Raw genomic sequence first — 18,218 nt, forward strand, 5'->3', positions numbered from 1 at the left:
CTACCCGAGACATTGCCCAACATGGCTGATACCCCCGAGCTTCTGGATCTGGCCGGCATCGGCGCCGGCCCGTTCAATTTAAGCATTGCTGCGCTGGCCGATGGTCTGCCAATGCTTTCGACGCGCTTTTTTGACCGCCAGCGGCGTTACGTCTGGCATGAAGGCATGATGCTGCCGGATACGCATCTGCAGACCGGCTTTCTCAAGGATCTGGTCACGGCGATCGACCCGACCAGCCGCTGGTCATTTCTCAACTATCTGGTCCAGCATCGCCGCTTTTATCGCTTTTTGAATGCCGAGCTGTCCACGGTTTCGCGTGCGGAGTTCTCCGATTACCTGCGCTGGGCCGCCGAGGGGCTCGACAACGTCTGGCTGGATCACCGCGTGCGCGAGATCGACCATGACGGTGAGCATTTCCAGCTCAAAACCGACACCCGCACCTTCCGGGCACGGCACCTGTGTCTGGGCAATGGCAAGGCCCCCTGGCTGCCGGCGTTTGCGCGCGCGCATCAGGGTGAGCGCTGCCTGCACGCGGAATCGATGGCCTGGCGGGCACGTGATTTCACCAATCAGCGGATGGTGATCGTTGGCGGCGGGCAGAGTGGTGCGGATATCTTTATCAACGCCCTGCGTGGCCACTGGGGGCCGCTGCGGTCGCTGCACTGGCTATCGCGTCGGCGCAACTTTCAGCCGCTCGATGAAACTGCCTTCACCAATGAATACTTCACGCCCGGCTACACCTCACAGTTCGCCGGGCTGGAGGATGAGGTCCGCAGACGTGAGGTCAACGCGCAGAAATATGCCAGCGATGGCATCACACCGGCGGCCTTGACCGAGATCTATCAGACGCTTTATCACCGTTTTGATGTCATGAACGAGCCGCGCTGGGCGCACCTTTTGCCCCATCGCGAGGCGATCGACATGACGTGTGATGATGGGGTCTTCATGCTCCAGGCCCGACATGGCACGACCGGCGTGCTGGAGCGCTTTGATGCCGATGTGGTGATTTTTGCCACCGGTTTTGAATCCAGTCTGCCCGAGTGCATGGCGCCGCTGCTGGATCGGATCCAGCGCGATGCGCACGGCGAGCCGAGCATGGGACAACACTTCATGCTCGACTGGCAGGGAGGCGGCGACAGTCGCATCTACGCCGTGAACGCCGGACGCACCCGCTACGGGATTGCCGAGCCGCAGCTGTCGCTGATGGCCTGGCGCTCGGCGGTGATTCTCAATCACCTGAGCGGTGAGGTACATTTCGATCTGGAAGACGATGCGGGGCCGGTGACATGGACGCCGCAGGGGCGCGAATCATCATAACGGCAAGGTGTCGTTCAGGTATCCAGGGCACACTGTGGCGCTGTTCGCCCGTTAGCGGCGTGCGTTCAGGCCAGAACAAATGGCGATGAACCAACTCACCGGCGCCGGTGTCACACGCAGGACATGACGACCGGGCAGGCCGTGCCGGACCTTGCACCACCGACCAGACAGGACATGAGGACGATGAACAATCAAGCGTTGCGCAAGCGAGCGATCGTGATGTGGGCAGTAGTGTCACTGCCTATCCTGTGGCTTTTTGCCGTGATTACCAGCCCGGCCTTTGGCATCTTCCAGATCGTGAGCTTTGCGCTTTTGCTGGTGTCGGCTGCCATCACCTTCCACGTGATGACCGACATTCTCTGGCGTCGGGGCATGGGATATAGCCAGAACACGTTCTGGCAGCGCCTTGATAAATCGCTGCGTCGCGCGGTAGGCGGCTACGCCTTCTGTCTGGCGGCCGCTGCGCTTTATGCGCTGTTCCAGAATCCTGTCGTGGCCGCTGTGGCCTTTCTGCTGGCCATCTTCGGCGTCTGGTGGATACTGGGCGGCCTGCTGCACGTCATGGAACAGATGTATGAAGACGAACTGCGCCTGCGTCGCGATGCCGGCACGGCTCATCGCGAGCATGCCGATGACGGCGCCGAGCAGGACAGCGCTCAGGCCTGAGTCGGGTCTTTCTCCGCTCGGGTGGCTTTCAGCCGCGGGCAGTTGCCGCACAGCCCGAGCGTGTCATCGAGATAGCGCAGGCAGCACATGCGCCGGCAGCGCCACGGCTCGACGGTGCCGCTGTCGTCGATCATATCGATGTATTCCACCGGGCGGTAGAAAGGGTTGCGCTGGCGGCCCGGCAGCTGGCGCTGCGCCATCATGGCGCGTGCCCCATTGATCTCGAAGTCACTCGCCAGCCCCTGGCGCGCCAGTTCATTGACGCCAAATTCGAAATAGACTGCGGCGTTGCTCCACAGCACGCGAGGCGAGAAATGTACCTGGCGTGCCAATGTTTCGATCAACGGCGTGAGATGGCGGGCGATCAGCGGGCAAAAGCGCGCGCAGCCGTTGTCCAGACTGATGGTGCCCTCATGGGGCAGTACAAATTGCTCGGGCGTGCCGTCTTCTGCCAGCACGACTCCCATGTCATCAAGGCTTGTGGGCAGGTGAATGTCCCGGCACAGTTCCACCACCGTGATGGGAATGATCAGCTGGCTCAGATAGTGCTTTGACCACTGCGTGGCCACGGCACGGCGCTCGCTGGGCCCGTGATGCTCGCTAAAGCGCGTCAGGATCCCTTCCAGTACGTCTTTTTCCAGCAGCCGACGCACCGGCATGACGTCTTGCATGCCCGAGCGTCGACAGGTCAGGGCGGTGCCAAAGCGGGCCAGTCGCTCCTTGAACAGCGCATCAAACATGACGATGGTCCTCCGGGGTTGCCGAACCTTCCAGCTCAGGCACTGATGCGTGAATGAGAATGATTCTAGCAACGAACCCGAAACCCTGCAGTTGCCCGGGCGCTCATGTTGCTGGACCATGCACCAACACCACTACAGGGAGCACGGCATGCCGTCATCCACGTCCTATCGCGCGGTACTGTTTGATTTCGACGGCACGCTGGTCGATTCCGAAAGCGCCCACCATGGCATCTGGAACGAGATTCTTGCCGAATTTGAGGCCCATATTGATGAGGTCGAGTATCGGCGCGAGAGCTCGGGGGTCCCGGTACCCCAGGAAGCCGAACGGCTGATTCGCACCCGCGGGCTTGATATCGAGCGTGACGCGCTGGTGGAGCGCAAGGTCAGCCGTACGGTCGATACCTTTACCCGCAAGCCGCTGGCGCTGATGGGCCATGCCACCGAGATGCTTGAATGGTGTCGCGAAGCGGGCCTGTCGATGGCGCTGATCACCGGCAGTGGTCGAGTGGAAATCATGCCCACGCTTGAGCATTACACGCTGGCCCAGCTCTTTGATCATATCGTCACGCGTACCGATGTGACCCACTCCAAGCCCCATCCCGAGAGCTATCTGACCGGGCTGGAACGGCTGGGCATTGATGCGGGTGCGGCAGTGGCCATCGAGGATACGTGCCACGGCGTCGAGTCCGCGCGCGCCGCCGGCATTGATGTCATCGCCATTCCCAATGCCTACTCAAAGGATCAGGATTTTTCCCGGGCCACCGTGGTGCTGGAAAGTCTGGTGCAGGCGCGCGACTGGATCGATGTCCGTCGCGCGAAGCGCTAGCCCGGCATGGATCATCGACAGCTCGGCTTTCTGGTTGCTCTGGCCCGCGAACGCCATTTCGGGCGTGCCGCCACCGCCTGCAACGTGACCCAGCCCACGCTCTCGGCACGGCTCAAGCAGCTGGAAGAGGAGCTTGGGTGCGCCCTGATCATTCGTGGCCACCGCTTCGAGGGGCTGACCCCGGAAGGGGAGCATGTGCTTAGCCACGCCCGCCGCATCCTTGCCTCGCTTGACGAGCTCAACGCCGAGCTTGATCCCAAAAGCCCGCCCAGCGGTCTGCTGCGACTGGGGCTGATCCCATCGGCGCTCGATGCCGTCAGCCGCTGGATCGTGCCGCTGCGGCAGCAGTATCCGGCCCTATCGCTGCGCCTGATGGAGCGGGCCACGCTGCCCCTGATGCAATCGCTCATGGAAGGGGACATCGATGTGGCAGTGGGCTATCTGGATGTGCCCGCCGCCGAACCCTTTGTGGCACGAAGGCTCTATACCGAGCGCTACGCGCTACTGGCGCGCAAGGACTGTTTCACTCTGCCGGAACAACCGGCGTGGGCGGACCTTGGCGCCTTTCCGCTGTGTCTTTTGACCCCGGACATGCAGCATCGCCATCGGGTCGACATTCACGCCCGCCGGGAGGGGATAACGCTGTCGCCCGTGCTGGAAGCGGAATCCATGGCGGCGCTTGAGCGGCTGGTGGCGCAGGGGGCCGGCGTAGGGGTGGTCGAGCAGCACGGTCCCGATGCCCAACGTCATTCAGGACTGATCCACCGGCTGCTGCCGGCGACCGAAGAAGATCCTCCGGTGGGGCTTCTTTGGCGCGCGGGAGCGCCACCCTCACGACGCTTGCGGGCACTGCTGGAGTGGCTGCGCGAGTCTCCGGACGACTTCTGAGGACAGCGGCGCTTTATCCCCTGACAGCGTGCCAGACAGGACAGCTCTTCAGTCGATGATCTTTTTTGAAACGTTGACCGTTTTGAGGCATTGATCGTTTTGAAACATCAATCGTTTTGAGACACGGGCCGTTTTACACCATTGATAGACGACCTCGATCGATTCATGTCGCTGCTCCATTGGAGCGCATCGCGCGCGCGGCGTTATACTTTCGTCACTGTCATCGAGACATTCGTGTGCCGATGCCCCGCCCGGGCCCGCCGTATCCCTTGCAACGCTCGCCCGTCAGAGGAGCCGTACTGCCATGTCGCTTTCTGATTACGAGAACGCTACCCAGACCCCCAGCGAGCAGCTTCAGGGGCCTTCGGAGCTGCCGGTCACGCTGTCATTCAACGAGACCGCCTACGCCTCCGTGCTGGCCACGCCCGAAGCGCTTGAACACTGGGCGGTAGGGTTTGCCTTCAGTGAAGGGATGATTACGCGGGCCTCGCAGGTCGGCGATATCACCATCGATCGACTGCGCCACGGCGTGCGGGTGCGCATGAGCGTGGCGACCCACATCGAACGACTGGCCGGCGAGCGCCGGCGCATCACCTCGGCCTCCTCGAGCTGCGGCCGGTGCGGCAGTGCCGAAGAGGCGCAGATGATGGAGGGACTGCAGCGTCTGCCTGCCAGCACGCCGCCCCCGCCGGCGCAGCTTGAAAAAGCGCTGGCCCAGCTGTCCGATGAGGGCAAGCCAGGGCTTCACATGGCGCTGGGTTTTGATCGCGAAGGTCAGTGGCTGGGTAGCGGTGTCGATATCGGTCGACACAACGCGCTCGACAAGCTGATTGGCGCCTCGCTGGTCGAGGGCAGGCCGATCGCCATGGTGCTGCTCTCGAGTCGCTGCAGTCTGGAGCTGGTGCAAAAGGCGGTGCGTGCCGGCATCCCGACGCTGGCCACGCTCTCCCATCCTTCACCGCTTGCCGTTGATATCGCCCGCCTGTGTGCGCTGAATCTGATCTGCTGCCATCGAGGCCGCCGCCTGACCCTGCTCAGCAGCGGCTGATCCTCGGCCCGCCCGGGCCTGCAAGCTGTCCCTTTTCCGTGACCCGTCTGTCATCACCGTCTGCCATAAAGAGTTGTCCGTGAGCCTCCCCAAGGAACGTATCTTCGAATACACCCACCCGGCCGCAGGCTGGGGGGCGCTGATCTCCGTTGGTCGGCATCTTCGCCACAGTCGTGCGCCGCTCTCCAACGTGCGTGCGCTGTTAAAGCTCAACCAGCCCGATGGCTTTGACTGTCCGGGCTGTGCCTGGGGCGACCCCGAGCACGCCTCGTCGTTCGAGTTCTGTGAAAACGGCGTCAAGGCCGTCACCTGGGAAACCACCGCCAAGCGGGTCACGCCGCGCTTTTTCAAGCGCTGGTCGGTGACCGAGATGAAGACGTGGGACGACTATCGCCTGGAGGATCAGGGGCGGTTGACCTCCCCGATGCGCTACAACCCGGAGACCGACCACTACGAGTCGATCCGCTGGGAGGATGCCTGTCAGCTGGTGGCCGATCGCCTCAAGGCACTGGACCATTCCGATCAGGCGCTTTTTTACACCTCGGGCAAGGCGTGCAACGAGTCGGCCTGGGTCTTTCAGCTGCTGGCGCGCCTTTATGGCACCAACAACCTGCCGGACTGCTCCAACATGTGTCACGAGGCCAGCGGTACGGGGCTTTCCGAGGCGCTGGGCACGGGCAAAGGCAGCGTGTTGCTGGAAGATTTCGAGCGTGCCGAGGCGATTTTTACCTTTGGCCAGAACCCGGGCACCAATCATCCGCGCATGCTGGGCACCCTGCGTGAGGCAGCTGATAACGGCTGTCAGATCGTGGCCTTCAATACGCTCAAGGAGCGCGGTCTGGAGCGCTTTGCCGACCCGCAGCGCAAGCTGGAAATGGCGACCGGCGGCAGTGGTCGGGTCAGCTCGCTTTATCTGTGTCCGGCGCTGGGCGGCGACATGGCCGCCATTCGCGGCATGGCCAAAATCGTGTTCGAACGCGATGACCGTGATGGCAACGTGCTCGATCATGACTTCATCGCGCAGCATACCGACGGGCTGGAGGGCTGGCGCGCCGTGGTCGAGGCCACGCCCTGGGCGGCCATCGAAGCACAGTCGGGCCTGAGCCGCGAAGAGATTACCGAGGCCGCCGAGGTCTATATCCGGTCGAACGCCACCATCTGTGCCTGGGCAATGGGGATTACCCAGCACGAGCATTCGGTCGCCACGGTGCGCGAGATCATCAATTTCCTGCTGCTCAAGGGCAACATCGGCAAGCCCGGGGCCGGCACCTGCCCGGTTCGCGGACACTCCAACGTGCAGGGTGATCGCACCATGGGCATCTATGAAAAGCCCGATGATGCGTTTCTGGATGCGCTTGAAGGGTTTTACAACGTGGCGATGCCGCGCCGGCACGGCCATGACACGGTATCTGCCATTCGCGCCATGCGTGACGGGCAGTGCCGGGTCTTTGTTGGACTGGGGGGCAACTTTGCCCGCGCCACCTCCGACTCCCATGTCTGCGAGGCAGCACTTGAGCGCTGCGACCTGACAGTCCACATGAGCACCAGGCTCAACCGCAGCCATCTGGTGACCGGCCGTGACGCGCTGATTCTGCCGGTCATCGGTCGTGTTGAAGTGGACCGCCGCGCCGACGGCAAATCGCAGCTGATTACCGTGGAAGACTCGATGAGCATGGTTCACGGCTCGGCCGGGATTCACAAGCCGGCATCCAAAGAGCTGCGCTCCGAGATTGCCATCCTCACCGGCATTGCCAAAAGACTGCTGGGCAGTGACGTGGTGGACTGGGACGCGCTGGCCGGTGACTACGACCGCATCCGTGATCACGTGGCGGCCGTGCTGCCGGGCTTTGAAGACTTCAACGCCCGCGTGCGTCAGGAGCGTGGCTTCTGGCTGGGTAACCCGGGTGCGCAGCGTGAGTTTCCGACCGAGACCGGTCTTGCCCGGTTCTGTAGTGAACCCCTGCCCGAGGCGGTGCTGCATCAGAAACTGGCCCGACGCGAAGGCTGGATTACCCTGCAGACCATGCGCAGTCACGATCAGTACAACACCACGATCTATGGCTACAACGATCGCTACCGTGGCGTGGAAGGCACGCGTCAGGTGATTTTCATCAGTCCTGCCGACATGGTGCGCCTGGGCGTGGCCGACGGCGACTGGGTCAATCTGATCGGAGAGTGCGAGGATGGTATCGAGCGCCGTGCCGATGGCTTTCGCGTGGTGAAATACGACACCCCCACTGGCTGTGCCGCGGCCTATTATCCCGAAACCAATCCGCTGATCCCACTCGACAGCGTCGGCATCAAGAGCAATACCCCCAACTCCAAGTCGGTGGCCATCCGGCTTGAGAAGAGTCAGCGGCTGGTCTGATGAATATCGAGTCCCTCACCTGCGAACAGGTCGGGCACCTGACGCGCTGGCTGCAGCGCTACCCGGGCCTTGATGGGCTGGAGGCACTGCTGCTGGCGCGTCTGGAAAGCGCCGGAGATGTCGGGCAAGTGCCGCTGGACAGCGGGCGACTGTCCCGGGAGCTTGAGGTGGCCCATGCGCTGGTGCGGCGCAGCGCTTCCTCGCTGGAAAACCGCGGGTTGATCGATATCACTGCGCGTCGTGGGGCCGGCCCGGGGCTCTGGCTTTCGCTCATTGATGGGTGCGCCGTGGCCGGCCCCTGAGCCTTTGCCGATGTGCGCAGCTCTCGGTCCAGACGGCGTTGCCAGGCGATGGCGCCTTGCTTCTGTCGGCACCAGGCAGGCACGATGCGGGCTTCCTGAACAAGACGTGCCCGGCACGTGGGGAGCATGCGATGTTTCGGCTCGGGTTCGGCCGACGTCTCTGGTGGTGCACGGTTTCCGGCATGTTGATGGGGCTTTTGATGGCGTCATCGGCCAGCGCGGGCGACGGCGTTGATCCCGCGATCAGTGATCGATCCCTGCATCTTGAACAGAAAACCCTGCCTGAGCTGCGTGCCATGCTGGATCGTGGCGAGGTGAGCTCGGAGCAGCTGACCCGGTTTTATCTGGCCCGTATCGGCGCGCTGGATGATCAGGGGCCCACCATCAATGCCATGCTGGATCTGGCGCCCGGGGCCATCGCCCGGGCCCGCATGCTTGATCGCCACCGTTACGAAAGTGGCCATGGGCCGCTTTACGGCATTCCCTTTGTGGTCAAGGACAATGTCGATGTGAAGGGGCTGCCCACCTCGGGCGGCTCCATGGTGCTCTCGCACGCCTACCCGAAAGACAGTGCGCATATGGTCCAGCGCCTGGAGCAGGCCGGGGCCATTTTGCTGGGCAAGACCAACATGACCGAGTTCGCTGCCAGCTATGGCGAGCCGGGCTACAGCTCCAGGGGCGGCATTACCCGTAACCCCTGGCGGCTGGATCGCAGTGTACTGGGGTCCAGCAGCGGTTCGGCCGCTGCCGTGGCGGCCGGGTTTGCCCCTTTCTCCATTGGCACCGATACGGAAGGCTCCGTGCGCGGCCCGGCACATGCAGCAGGGCTTGTGGCCATGCGCCCAACGCTGGGTCGGGTGAGCCGTGATGGCATTATTCCGCTGGCCATGTCCTTTGATACGCCGGCGCCCATGACCCGCACCGTGCAGGGCAATGCCTGGGTACTGGCGGCCATGGCGGGCCGTGATGAGCACGATGATGCCACCTGGTTCAATGAGCGCGCGCCGCTCAAGGGCCTTGATCCTGTTCCGGCGCCCGAGAATCCCACACCCCTTCAGGGGCTGCGCGTCGGCGTGATCGAGAATCGCCAGGCAGGCAATGCCGAGATCGAGGCGCACTTTGCCCACGCGCTCAAGCGCCTCAAGGCGCTGGGGGCAACGCCTGTGCGCGCCACGCTTGAAAGGCACTATCTCGATCTCTGGCCCACGGCGGTGGGCCCGGTGCATCAGGCGGAGTTCCAGCCCCAGCTGGAGCGCTACCTGCGTCAGTTCGACCAGGACCAGCCTCACACGCTCAAGGAAATCATGAGGCGGTGCGAGGCACTTAATCAACACGCCGGGAATCACCCGCCGGTCACGCCGCGCCGGATTCGCGGCATGCAGTATCGCCTGGATGAGCGATTTGAGGGCTCTCCGGAGTATCTGGAGGTGGTCTCGCGGCGTCTTCCCGAGCTTCGCGAACACCTGGCACAGTTCATGGCCAACAATCACCTCGATGCCCTGGTCTTTCCCACCGAAGCCTGCCCGGCGCCGCCGCTGACAGACGGCAAACACAATGATTATGAATGTACGACCCGTGAGCCGTTTGCGCTGGGCTATATTGCCTCTGCCACCGGCTTCCCTGAACTGACGATGCCGATGGGCATGACCAGTGCCGGTGTGCCCGTCAACCTTTCCCTTCTGGGGGGCGAGCGTCAGGAGGCTGTGCTCTATCGGATGGGGCTGGCCTTCATGCAGGATGTTGCCGATGATAAAACGCTTTCGCTGCCTGCCATGGCCCCGCTGACAGACCCCGGGCGGGCATCGGCCACTCTTGATCGGAGATCACCATGAAACACGCTCTGCTTGCCGCGCTTGTCACCACAACCTTTCTGGGACTGAACGGCTGCGCCTGGTTCGGTGGTGGCAGCGAGGATGCACCTGCCGCCCGCAACGGCAGTGATGCCGAGACGGTGTCCCAGCCCTCCGATGAGGCCCTGAAGGCGTGTGGGGCCGATCATCTCAAGGCACTGACCGGTGCCACACTGGATCAGAACGTGCGCCAGCACATCGTTGACCAGAGTCAGGCCCAGCAGTTTCGCGTGCTGGCACCGGATACCATGAAGACCATGGATTACCGCCAGGATCGTCTAAACATTCATGTCAACGACCAGGGCGTTATCCAGTCCTTTAGCTGCGGTTAATCTGTCTCGAGTAGCCGGATCAGACGCTGGTGGGCGATATGCCCGATCTGGATAAGACTCTCGTTGATTTCGCTGTCGCTGTCGCGCGGCAGGCGTGTTTCCAGAGTTGAAACAATGGCCTCGGGTGTCATGCCGGCCACGGCCACGACAAATGGGAAGCCGTGACGCTGGCGATAGGCCTCGTTGAGGGTGCGCAGTTGCTCAAGGCGCGTCTCATCTTCTGCCAGCCTGGCGTTGCGCTGCTCGCTTTGTGACGCCGCACTTAGACGGGCCAGCTGGCGACTGCCCAGCTCCGGGTGGGCGCAGATCAATTCATGCTGTGCCCGGGTCGGGGCCTGACGAATGTGGGCCTGGGCGGCATCGATCAGGGCATCACTGCTGGCAAAGGGGCGCTGGATGGCAATGTCGCGCACGATCCAGGACGAATGTTCATAAAGCCCTTCCAGATGCGAGACAAACTGCGCTTCGGGCAGATGATTGAGAGTTTCCAGCGTAATGGACATATCAGGCTTCCCTTTGGTGACAAATCCCGGCAGGCTCGAGGGACAGACAGTTGTGTTTTTTTCATGATCCGGTAATGACAATGACGACTCTGAGCACGCATGTCCTCGATCAGCACGGCGGCTTACCGGCCGCCGGTCTGCACATCGACCTGTACGCCCATGGTGCCACGACCCCCTGTGCGCATGGCGTTACCAATCAGGATGGCCGACTGGACGCACCGCTGCTTGAAGACGGCGAGGGCGGTCAGTACAGCCTGCATTTTCACGTACGTGACTATTATCTTGCCCGTGGCGTGGACTCGCCGTTTCTGGATCAGGTCCCGGTCACCGTGACGCTTGCCAATGCGCAGCGCTACCACGTGCCACTGCTGATCACGCCGTGGGGTTACAGCACCTATCGGGGCAGCTAGACACGTCGACCGGCAGTTATCATTCGGTGCCTTTGACGGCGACTGCCGTTTCAAGGCGAGCCAATGCCTCTCGCGGCAAGCCGCGCAGGATCGGCGCAGGCGAGGCCTGATTCAGCGTGAGCAGCTCGGCGGCGATGGCGATGGCGATGGCCCGAGGTCGTTTGTCGCCGCCACTGTTACCCAGCGGGCATCGCAGGGCCTCAATACACGCGCTGGGCAGTCCTCGGTTGCGCAGCCGGCGGGCAAAGCGCGCCCGTTTGCTGTCAGAGCCGATCAGCCCCAGTGACACCTGATCGTTACGCGCCATCATGGCGGCCAGCAGGGTTTCATCCAGAGCGTGATCATGGGTCATGATCAGGCAGTGCTTTCCGGGGCGCAGCCGCTCCAGCTGCTCGTCGGCACTCAGCCCAAAATGGCAGCAGGTGGTGGGGGCGTGCGCCATGTTTCCCAGCACCTGTGGTGAGCGGTTATCAAACCAGTCAACGTGCCAGCCCAGCTCTCCCAGCAGGGGCTCCAGCGCCTGTGCCACATGGCCGGCGCCAAAGAGTGCCACCTGCATGGCTGGCGCCGGGTAGAGAGTGATCAGTACCTCGACATGACCGCCGCAGCACTGTCCTGAACGCGCGCCGAGCGAGAAACTTTCCAGTCGACAGCCCGACTCCCCCCGCGCCAGTGCCAGGCGTGCGGTCTCGATCACCTCCTGCTCGAAGCGCCCGCCGCCCAGAGTGTCAAAGCTTTGCGATTCGGTCACTACCAGCTGGCTGCCCGGCTCACGAGGCGTGGACCCGGCGCTGGTTACGATCTGTGCGCAGGCGTGTGCCAGGCCGCGACGCTGACAGTCGGCCAGTGCCTCGTACCAGTGATGCACACAGGGTTCGCGCTCACTTTTCGGCCATGACATGAGATGCCTCCTCCCGGGGCGACGGGGCACTGCGCACGCGTGCCTCACGTATCGCCCGACACGCCATCAGTACTCGCTCCGGGGTGGCCGGCGTATCCAGTCGCGGACTTGAACGATCATCGGTGAGGCTGGCAATGGCATCGCGCAGTGCAGACCATACTGAAATGGCCAGCATCAGCGGTGGCTCACCGACGGCCTTGGAGCGATAAATGGTTGCCTGCGAATTGGGATGCCCCTCGAGCAGAGCGACGCGAAAGTCGCGGGGGGCGTCGCCGCAGGCAGGAATCTTGTAGGTGGCAGGCCCGGTGGTCAGCAGGTGCCCTTCGGCGTCCCACTTGAGTTCTTCGGTGGTCAGCCACCCCATGCCCTGGACAAAACCGCCCTCGATCTGGCCTCGGTCGATGGCCGGATTAAGCGAGTCGCCCACGTCGTGGAGAATATCGACCCGGGCCACCCGGTACTCGCCGGTCAGGGTATCGACGTGCACTTCGCTGACCGCGGCCCCCCAGGCAAAGTAGTAAAAGGGCCGTCCGCGTCCGGTCTTTCGGTCATAGTGAATCTCGGGCGTGGCGTAAAAACCGGTGGCCGAGAGCGATACCCGCGCCAGATAGGCCTGCTGGATGAGTTCGGGCCATTCGATGCGCGCTTTCCCGGCGAGCAGTCCGTCTGCTTCGAGCCTGAGCTGCTCGCGCTTCAGGGCCTGCCAGTCGGCTGCGAAATCAACAAGGCGCTCGCGCAGGGTAATGGCAGCATCACGTGCGGCCATGGCATTAAGATCGGCCCCGGATGAGGCGGCCGTGGGCGAGGTGTTGGGCACCTTGTCGGTACGCGTGGCGCTGATGCGCACCCGGTGATAAGCGATCCCAAGCTCCCTGGCCACGACCTGACACACCTTGGTGTGCAGCCCCTGACCCATCTCGGTACCGCCGTGATTGACCAGCACGCTGCCGTCGGTATAGATCATTAAAAGCGCGCCGGCCTGATTCAGATGTTGGGCGGTAAAGGAGATGCCGAACTTGACCGGCGTCAGGGCCAGCCCCTTGCGAATGATCGGGCTTTTGGCATTGAAGGCGGTGATGTCGCGGCGTCGCGTGCGGTAGTCGCTGGAGGCCTCGAGTGTCTCGATCAGCTCCTTGATCAGCGGTTGATCGATTTGTTGGCCGTAGTGCGTTTCGCAGCGCTCGTTGTCATAGAGATTGCGCTTTCGCACGTCCAGCGGATCGACTCCCAGAGAGCGGGCAATGTCGTCCATGGCGCCTTCGATCGGCATCATGCCCTGCGGGCCACCAAAGCCGCGAAAGGCGGTGTTGGAGGCGGTATGGGTCATGGCCCGATGGCCGGTCACGCGCGCATCGCCCAGATAGTAGGCGTTGTCGGCGTGAAACATGGCGCGGTCCACCACTCCCTCGGAGAGATCCGGTGAGTGGCCGCAGTTGCCGATCAGGGTAATGTCGGCCCCGGTCAGGCGTCCGGTGTCGTCAAAGCCGACCCGGTAACGGTTGTGAAACGGGTGGCGCTTGCCGGTGGCCTGCATGTCATCGGCGCGCGGCAGGCGAAAGCGTACCGCACAGCCGTTGCGATGGGCGGCCAGCGCTGCCATGGCGCCCAGAGCGGCGGCCTGGCTTTCCTTGCCGCCAAATCCGCCGCCCATGCGGCGCACCTCGGCAACGATGGCATGCAGCGGCATCGCCAGGACCTCGGCGACCAGCTTCTGGACTTCACTGGGATGCTGGCTGGAGGTCAGCACGCGCAGGCCGTTGTCATCCAGCGCCTCGGCCTGGGCGATCTGGCCTTCAAGATAAAAATGCTCCTGACCGCCGATGAACTGCTCGCCTTCCAGCACGTGCGCCGCTTTTTCCAGCGCGTGGTCCACGTTGCCGCTGGTCTGGATGTCATCGCTCATGGCGGCGCCACGATCAAGTGCCGGGGGCGGTAGCGGGCGCTCATGAATATGTTCGGGGAGTACGGTCAGGCCGTCCCGGATCGAGGCAACCGGATCCAGCGCCGGGGGCTGAAGCTGATAGTCGATCAGGGCATGGGCCACAGCGCAGCGGGCGTGGTAAAGCGTGTCAGCCACCACGGCAAAGACCATCTGACCGGCATAGCGCACTTCATTTTCAGCCAGCAGCGGGTCACCCGGGTAGACGGCACCGACCTCATTGTGGCCCGGAATGTCGGCGGCCGTGATCACATCGATCACCCCGGGCTGGCAGCGCACGGCACTCAGGTCCATGTGCAAAAGACGGGCGCTGGCATGCGGTGAAAGCCCCACGGCCAGGTGATGCATGCCCTTCGGGCCCGGCAGGTCATCGATATAGGCGGCCAGGCCTGTGACGTGGCCGATGGCGCTGTCGTGGCCGGGTGCTGTATCGGCCTTTGCCGGTGGCAGACTGCCGAACTGAATCAGTTTGCGCATGATCAGATCTCCTCCAGCGTCATGGGGATGGCCTCGTGACGGCGCGCGAGCCGATGATAGGCGCGAGTCAGCAGACCGGCGGCGGCGGCGAGACGATATTCGCGACTGGCGCGAACATCATTGATTGGCGAAAAGTCCTCGGCGATGGCCTTGCAGGCATTGGCCAGAACGTCGCCGTCGAAGACCTGTCCCTCCAGTGCAGCCTCGACATGAGGGGCCCGTTGTGAGGTCGCGGCCATGCCGCCACAGGCGAGTCGAACGTCGCGCAGCTGGCCGTCGTCTGCGACCGTAACGCGAAGGGCAAGCATGACAGCGGAGATATCATCCTCGCGACGCTTGCTGAGCTTCCAGGCCAGCAGCTGCTCACCGCCCTGCAGGCGCGGCAGATAGATAGCGTCCAGATACTCGCCCTCGGTCAGCGCCGTGCGTCGATAGCCGGTAAAAAAATCATCGATAGAGACTTCACGGGCGCCCGAAATGCCGTTGATTCGCAGTCGAGCGCCCAGCGCCAGCAGGATCGGTGGCGTGTCACCGATGGGGGATGCATTGGCGAGATTGCCGGCCAGGGTCGCCCGATGGCGAATCTGCTGCGAGCCGAGTCGCTCCAGCAGAGCGTGAAAGGCCGGGTAATGCTCGGCAAGCAGCGGTGTTAACTGATGGTAGGTGACGCCGGCGCCGATCCACCAGCCGCGGTCATCTTCTTTGATGTGTCCCAGCTCGGCGACGCTGGAAAGATCGATCAGCTCGGGCAGGGGCTTGAGGGCCAGCGTGTGCTCGAGCATTAGGTCAGTGCCGCCGGCGATCAGTCGCGCCTGCGGGTGCTGCGATAAAAGCGTGATCAGCTCCTGGCGGTTCTCGGGACGGTAGAAACCTTCCCCGTCAGATCGAGTGGCGATGAGCCGGCCGCCGTCGTCGGCGGCTGGGCCGGGCAGGGTGTGCATGGCCCGGGCAGCATCACGAATGGCGCGATAGCCGGTGCAGCGACAGAGATTGCCACCCAGGGCGGCATCGATGGTGTCATCGTTTGGCGGAGTGTCGAGCCCCTGCTGGCGGCGCTGGTGCTCCAGGCAGAACAGCGACATGACAATGCCGGGCGTACAGAAGCCGCATTGGCTGGCATGATGGTCGACCATGGCCTGCTGTACCGGATGAAGCTCGTCATTCCGGGAGAGCCCTTCCACTGTCAGCACGTGGCATCCGTGCAGTTGGTGGGCCGGCAGGATACAGGCATTGGCACTGTGATAGTGCATCTCGCCCCTGTCATCCCGCGTGCCGATGGCGATGGTGCAGGCGCCGCAGTCGCCCGAGGCGCAGCCTTCCTTGGTACCGCAGGTGGCGAGTCGGTCACGCAGCACGGACAGTGCGGTGGCCTGAGCCGGTATATTGTCCAGCCGCCGGGGCTGGCCGTTGAGCGTCAGGGTAAGCATTATGGCATCTCCATGGCATCTGCTGACCATCACCATGCAATTTACTGACCAATTGTTCAGAAAACGACTTTTTATTGAGTGATCCTCTGACAGGGCATGGAGCACCATCGAGTGCATACCCAACATCGCCGTCACTTTCAGGCTTGATGCAAGGAACGATAATGGCCGGCAAAAGGCAGGGGAGCACGGCTCCGGACACGCTGGGCGCAGGAGCCGTTCGGGTGCGTAATCAGGCGCGCATTCTGGATGCCGCCGAAGGCGTATTTGCCACGCATGGCTACCGCGGCGGCAGTCTGAGTGCCATCGCACAAGAGGCCGGGCTGGCGCGCGCCAACCTGCTGTATTACTTCAAAAGCAAGCGTGGTCTCTATGTGGCGCTGCTGGAGCGGACCATGGCGCGCTGGAACAGTTTGCTTGAAGAGATCGATATTAATGATGATCCAGCGCAGGTGCTGACGTCCTTTGTCCGCGCCAAGCTGGCATTGGTGCGGCGTTATCCTCAGGCCTCGCGCCTGTTTGCCAGCGAGGTTTTGCAGGGCGCACCAATGCTGCAGACGTATCTGGATGGTCCGCTGCGGACATGGGTGGATGCGCGGGCCACCATTCTTGCCCGCTGGATCGAACGCGGACAGATGGATCAGCGCGTTGATCCGCACGCACTGATCTTTTTGATCTGGTCGACCACTCAGCACTACGCCGACTATGAGGCGCAGGTGCTGGCGCTGACCGGTCGTAAAGCGCTGGATAACAGCGATGAGCAGCGCATCGGCGACTTTCTCTGCCACATGGTGCTTGCCGGCTGTGGTCTGAGCGATCCCGAGCGTCCTGCTGGAAGCCTTTGAATCAGGGCAGCGGTCCGCCCTCGATGGTTTTCTGCATGCCCGCCATGATATGGCGGCCATCCTCCGCGGCCAGCGCCTGATACCACTGATGGGTGACGATGGGGTCGTGACCGTGGGTCATGTCGGCACGCTTGCGCGCGCGCAGGATGATGTCGCCGACGCGGTCTACGCGGGCACGATCATAAGCGGCCAGTGCGGCGGCTGGATCGGCATGCCGGCCAAGCGCATCGGCCAGCACCCAGGCATCCTCCATGGCCTGGCAGCCGCCCTGACCAAGATCCGGAGCCATGGCATGGGCGGCGTCGCCCAGCAGTGCCACGCGTTCACCTACCAGCGTTTCAAGCGGGTCAATATCGTGGATGGGTACCCGTGCCATCAGTGCCGGGTCAAACCGCTCGATCAGGTTGATGACCTGCGGCGCCCAGCCAGAGAAGTGACGGCGCAGTTCGGCCCTGTAATCGTTGTGGTCATCCAGATCCTCGAGCGCAAGCGGCACATCAAAAAAGCAGTAGAACTCGGGCTGACAATCAGTATTGCCGCCGCTGCCCATCGGCATCAGGGAGACGCGCTGATGATGGCCGATGTACTGGTCCCAGTGATCCAGTGGCGCAAGATCGGATTGTGCCGGTACGCGAACGTTCCAGTTCACATAGCCACAGTAGCGCCGCTCTATCGTTTTGCCCGCCACGCGATTGCGAAGCCTTGAGTGAGTGCCATCGGCCACGATCAACAGATCAGCGCGACGCGTCTGCTCGTTATCGAAATGAATGGTCACTCCCTCTGCGTCGGTGCTGAAATCGATACAGTGTTCGCCCAGATGGACATTGTCGTGTCCCACGGCATCAAGCAGCTGACGCTGCAGCTCGCTACGGGCAACCGGGCAGGCCGGCTGACCGACGGCCTCATAGAGAGGGGCAAGGCTGAAGCCGGTCAGCAGGGTGCCGTCATGACTGAAGTAGCGCATCGCCTGCATGTCGCCGCTGGCCTGCTCGATACCGTGCCCAAGCCCCAGCTGATGCAAAATTTTTGCACCGTTGGACCAGATCGACAGGGCGGCACCCGCCGGGCGAAGTTCCCGGACCCGGTCGTATACGCTGATCTGATGGCCCTGTTGCTGCAGCGCCAGAGCGGCGGTCAGACCGCCCATGCCTGCGCCGATGATCACGATGTTCATGGCATTACCTGCTGTTGTTTTTGGAAGGCAAGTTTTTAAAAGGTGATTGGAACGATCCGCCCCTTGTCATGCTTTTAGACTAACGTGGGTCGTCCACTTTGCAAACGGCCTCGGTGAAGATGTCAGAAAAGCGGATTTGTGAGCGCCGCAATGCATTGTCATGGTGCGCTGGTGCACCGCAATGGCGCGCCCGGGCATCAGAGGAGAC

17 protein-coding genes are annotated in these 18,218 nt (G+C 62.8%); 11 read left to right on the plus strand and 6 right to left on the minus strand.

The annotated features are described in order from the left end of the window. Positions 1–21 precede the first annotated feature (21 nt). On the plus strand, positions 22–1,317 hold the full coding sequence (locus KSP9073_RS05470) for a lysine N(6)-hydroxylase/L-ornithine N(5)-oxygenase family protein (protein ID WP_108841880.1): 1,296 nt from the start codon (positions 22–24) through the stop codon (positions 1,315–1,317). A gap of 183 nt (positions 1,318–1,500) precedes the next feature. Next, positions 1,501–1,983 carry a hypothetical protein gene (locus KSP9073_RS05475; RefSeq protein WP_108841881.1) on the plus strand — a complete coding sequence of 161 codons (483 nt, stop codon included), beginning with the start codon at positions 1,501–1,503 and terminating at the stop codon, positions 1,981–1,983. Here the strand turns inward: KSP9073_RS05475 and fhuF are convergent. Continuing rightward, positions 1,974–2,723, minus strand: coding sequence for a siderophore-iron reductase FhuF (gene fhuF, locus KSP9073_RS05480; protein WP_165814163.1), 750 nt, complete (start codon positions 2,721–2,723; stop codon positions 1,974–1,976). The two genes, KSP9073_RS05475 and fhuF, sit on opposite strands and share 10 nt — an antisense overlap. A 148-nt stretch (positions 2,724–2,871) precedes the next feature. Between fhuF and KSP9073_RS05485 the strand changes: the two genes are divergently transcribed. The 7 genes from KSP9073_RS05485 (at position 2,872) to KSP9073_RS05515 (ending at position 10,337) form a co-directional block, all read left to right on the plus strand. Continuing rightward, positions 2,872–3,549, plus strand: a complete 678-nt coding sequence (locus KSP9073_RS05485) for an HAD family hydrolase (RefSeq protein ID WP_165814164.1) — start codon at positions 2,872–2,874, stop codon at positions 3,547–3,549. Between the two features lie 6 nt (positions 3,550–3,555). Next, positions 3,556–4,437 (plus strand): LysR family transcriptional regulator, encoded by an 882-nt coding sequence (locus KSP9073_RS05490; protein WP_108841884.1) that lies wholly within the window; start codon positions 3,556–3,558, stop codon positions 4,435–4,437. Positions 4,438–4,741: 304 nt separating this feature from the next. Further along, complete coding sequence (locus tag KSP9073_RS05495) at positions 4,742–5,485, plus strand: formate dehydrogenase accessory sulfurtransferase FdhD (protein ID WP_108841885.1); 744 nt, start codon at positions 4,742–4,744, stop codon at positions 5,483–5,485. 79 nt (positions 5,486–5,564) lie between these two features. Then, the gene (locus tag KSP9073_RS05500) at positions 5,565–7,853 is read left to right on the plus strand and encodes an FdhF/YdeP family oxidoreductase (RefSeq protein ID WP_243409118.1); all 2,289 of its coding nucleotides are present in this window, start codon (positions 5,565–5,567) and stop codon (positions 7,851–7,853) included. Continuing rightward, the gene (locus KSP9073_RS05505; protein ID WP_108841886.1) at positions 7,853–8,155 is read left to right on the plus strand and encodes a hypothetical protein; all 303 of its coding nucleotides are present in this window, start codon (positions 7,853–7,855) and stop codon (positions 8,153–8,155) included. Before KSP9073_RS05500 ends, KSP9073_RS05505 begins: the two co-directional genes overlap by 1 nt. Positions 8,156–8,286: 131 nt before the next feature. After that, positions 8,287–9,987 (plus strand): amidase, encoded by a 1,701-nt coding sequence (locus KSP9073_RS05510; protein ID WP_108841887.1) that lies wholly within the window; start codon positions 8,287–8,289, stop codon positions 9,985–9,987. Then, complete coding sequence (locus tag KSP9073_RS05515) at positions 9,984–10,337, plus strand: I78 family peptidase inhibitor (RefSeq protein ID WP_108841888.1); 354 nt, start codon at positions 9,984–9,986, stop codon at positions 10,335–10,337. The genes KSP9073_RS05510 and KSP9073_RS05515 overlap by 4 nt, the downstream gene beginning before the upstream one ends. On the opposite strand, the gene uraD is transcribed toward KSP9073_RS05515, so the two are convergent. Then, complete coding sequence (gene uraD, locus KSP9073_RS05520; RefSeq protein ID WP_108841889.1) at positions 10,334–10,840, minus strand: 2-oxo-4-hydroxy-4-carboxy-5-ureidoimidazoline decarboxylase; 507 nt, start codon at positions 10,838–10,840, stop codon at positions 10,334–10,336. The genes KSP9073_RS05515 and uraD overlap by 4 nt on opposite strands. Positions 10,841–10,914: 74 nt before the next feature. On the opposite strand from uraD, the gene uraH reads away from it, so the two are divergent. After that, positions 10,915–11,250, plus strand: a complete 336-nt coding sequence (uraH, locus tag KSP9073_RS05525; protein WP_243409119.1) for a hydroxyisourate hydrolase — start codon at positions 10,915–10,917, stop codon at positions 11,248–11,250. 19 nt (positions 11,251–11,269) lie between these two features. Here uraH and xdhC read toward each other — a convergent pair whose 3' ends face one another. The 3 genes from xdhC to xdhA are packed head-to-tail and all read right to left on the minus strand — an operon-like array spanning position 11,270 to position 15,994. After that, positions 11,270–12,151 (minus strand): xanthine dehydrogenase accessory protein XdhC, encoded by an 882-nt coding sequence (xdhC, locus tag KSP9073_RS05530; RefSeq protein ID WP_108841890.1) that lies wholly within the window; start codon positions 12,149–12,151, stop codon positions 11,270–11,272. Continuing rightward, positions 12,132–14,567, minus strand: coding sequence for a xanthine dehydrogenase molybdopterin binding subunit (gene xdhB, locus KSP9073_RS05535; protein ID WP_108841891.1), 2,436 nt, complete (start codon positions 14,565–14,567; stop codon positions 12,132–12,134). Before xdhB ends, xdhC begins: the two co-directional genes overlap by 20 nt. A 2-nt stretch (positions 14,568–14,569) precedes the next feature. Beyond that, a complete protein-coding gene (xdhA, locus tag KSP9073_RS05540) occupies positions 14,570–15,994 on the minus strand; it encodes a xanthine dehydrogenase small subunit (protein WP_108841892.1) in 1,425 nt (474 codons plus the stop codon). Positions 15,995–16,155: 161 nt separating this feature from the next. On the opposite strand from xdhA, the gene KSP9073_RS05545 reads away from it, so the two are divergent. Continuing rightward, positions 16,156–16,836, plus strand: a complete 681-nt coding sequence (locus KSP9073_RS05545) for a TetR/AcrR family transcriptional regulator (RefSeq protein WP_108841893.1) — start codon at positions 16,156–16,158, stop codon at positions 16,834–16,836. A 1-nt stretch (position 16,837) separates the two neighbouring features. Here the strand turns inward: KSP9073_RS05545 and hpxO are convergent, their stop codons facing one another. Further along, positions 16,838–18,010: an FAD-dependent urate hydroxylase HpxO gene (hpxO, locus tag KSP9073_RS05550; protein WP_108841894.1), complete on the minus strand. Its 1,173-nt coding sequence runs from the start codon at positions 18,008–18,010 to the stop codon at positions 16,838–16,840. Positions 18,011–18,218 lie beyond the last annotated feature (208 nt).

The sequence above is a fragment of the Kushneria phyllosphaerae genome (genome assembly GCF_900312995.1).
Classification (GTDB): domain Bacteria; phylum Pseudomonadota; class Gammaproteobacteria; order Pseudomonadales; family Halomonadaceae; genus Kushneria; species Kushneria phyllosphaerae.

Excerpts from the sequence above, each read along its gene's own strand:
- xdhB (WP_108841891.1), bottom strand. The coding sequence starts at position 14,567 with ATGCGCAAACTGATTCAGTTCGGCAGTCTGCCACCGGCAAAGGCCGAT.
- KSP9073_RS05495 (WP_108841885.1), top strand. The coding sequence starts at position 4,742 with ATGTCGCTTTCTGATTACGAGAACGCTACCCAGACCCCCAGCGAGCAG.
- fhuF (WP_165814163.1), bottom strand. The coding sequence starts at position 2,723 with ATGTTTGATGCGCTGTTCAAGGAGCGACTGGCCCGCTTTGGCACCGCC.
- xdhA (WP_108841892.1), bottom strand. The coding sequence starts at position 15,994 with ATGCTTACCCTGACGCTCAACGGCCAGCCCCGGCGGCTGGACAATATA.
- KSP9073_RS05470 (WP_108841880.1), top strand. The coding sequence starts at position 22 with ATGGCTGATACCCCCGAGCTTCTGGATCTGGCCGGCATCGGCGCCGGC.
- uraD (WP_108841889.1), bottom strand. The coding sequence starts at position 10,840 with ATGTCCATTACGCTGGAAACTCTCAATCATCTGCCCGAAGCGCAGTTT.
- KSP9073_RS05510 (WP_108841887.1), top strand. The coding sequence starts at position 8,287 with ATGTTTCGGCTCGGGTTCGGCCGACGTCTCTGGTGGTGCACGGTTTCC.
- KSP9073_RS05515 (WP_108841888.1), top strand. The coding sequence starts at position 9,984 with ATGAAACACGCTCTGCTTGCCGCGCTTGTCACCACAACCTTTCTGGGA.
- KSP9073_RS05475 (WP_108841881.1), top strand. The coding sequence starts at position 1,501 with ATGAACAATCAAGCGTTGCGCAAGCGAGCGATCGTGATGTGGGCAGTA.
- KSP9073_RS05490 (WP_108841884.1), top strand. The coding sequence starts at position 3,556 with ATGGATCATCGACAGCTCGGCTTTCTGGTTGCTCTGGCCCGCGAACGC.
- xdhC (WP_108841890.1), bottom strand. The coding sequence starts at position 12,151 with ATGTCATGGCCGAAAAGTGAGCGCGAACCCTGTGTGCATCACTGGTAC.
- uraH (WP_243409119.1), top strand. The coding sequence starts at position 10,915 with ATGACAATGACGACTCTGAGCACGCATGTCCTCGATCAGCACGGCGGC.
- KSP9073_RS05505 (WP_108841886.1), top strand. The coding sequence starts at position 7,853 with ATGAATATCGAGTCCCTCACCTGCGAACAGGTCGGGCACCTGACGCGC.
- KSP9073_RS05485 (WP_165814164.1), top strand. The coding sequence starts at position 2,872 with ATGCCGTCATCCACGTCCTATCGCGCGGTACTGTTTGATTTCGACGGC.
- hpxO (WP_108841894.1), bottom strand. The coding sequence starts at position 18,010 with ATGAACATCGTGATCATCGGCGCAGGCATGGGCGGTCTGACCGCCGCT.
- KSP9073_RS05545 (WP_108841893.1), top strand. The coding sequence starts at position 16,156 with ATGGCCGGCAAAAGGCAGGGGAGCACGGCTCCGGACACGCTGGGCGCA.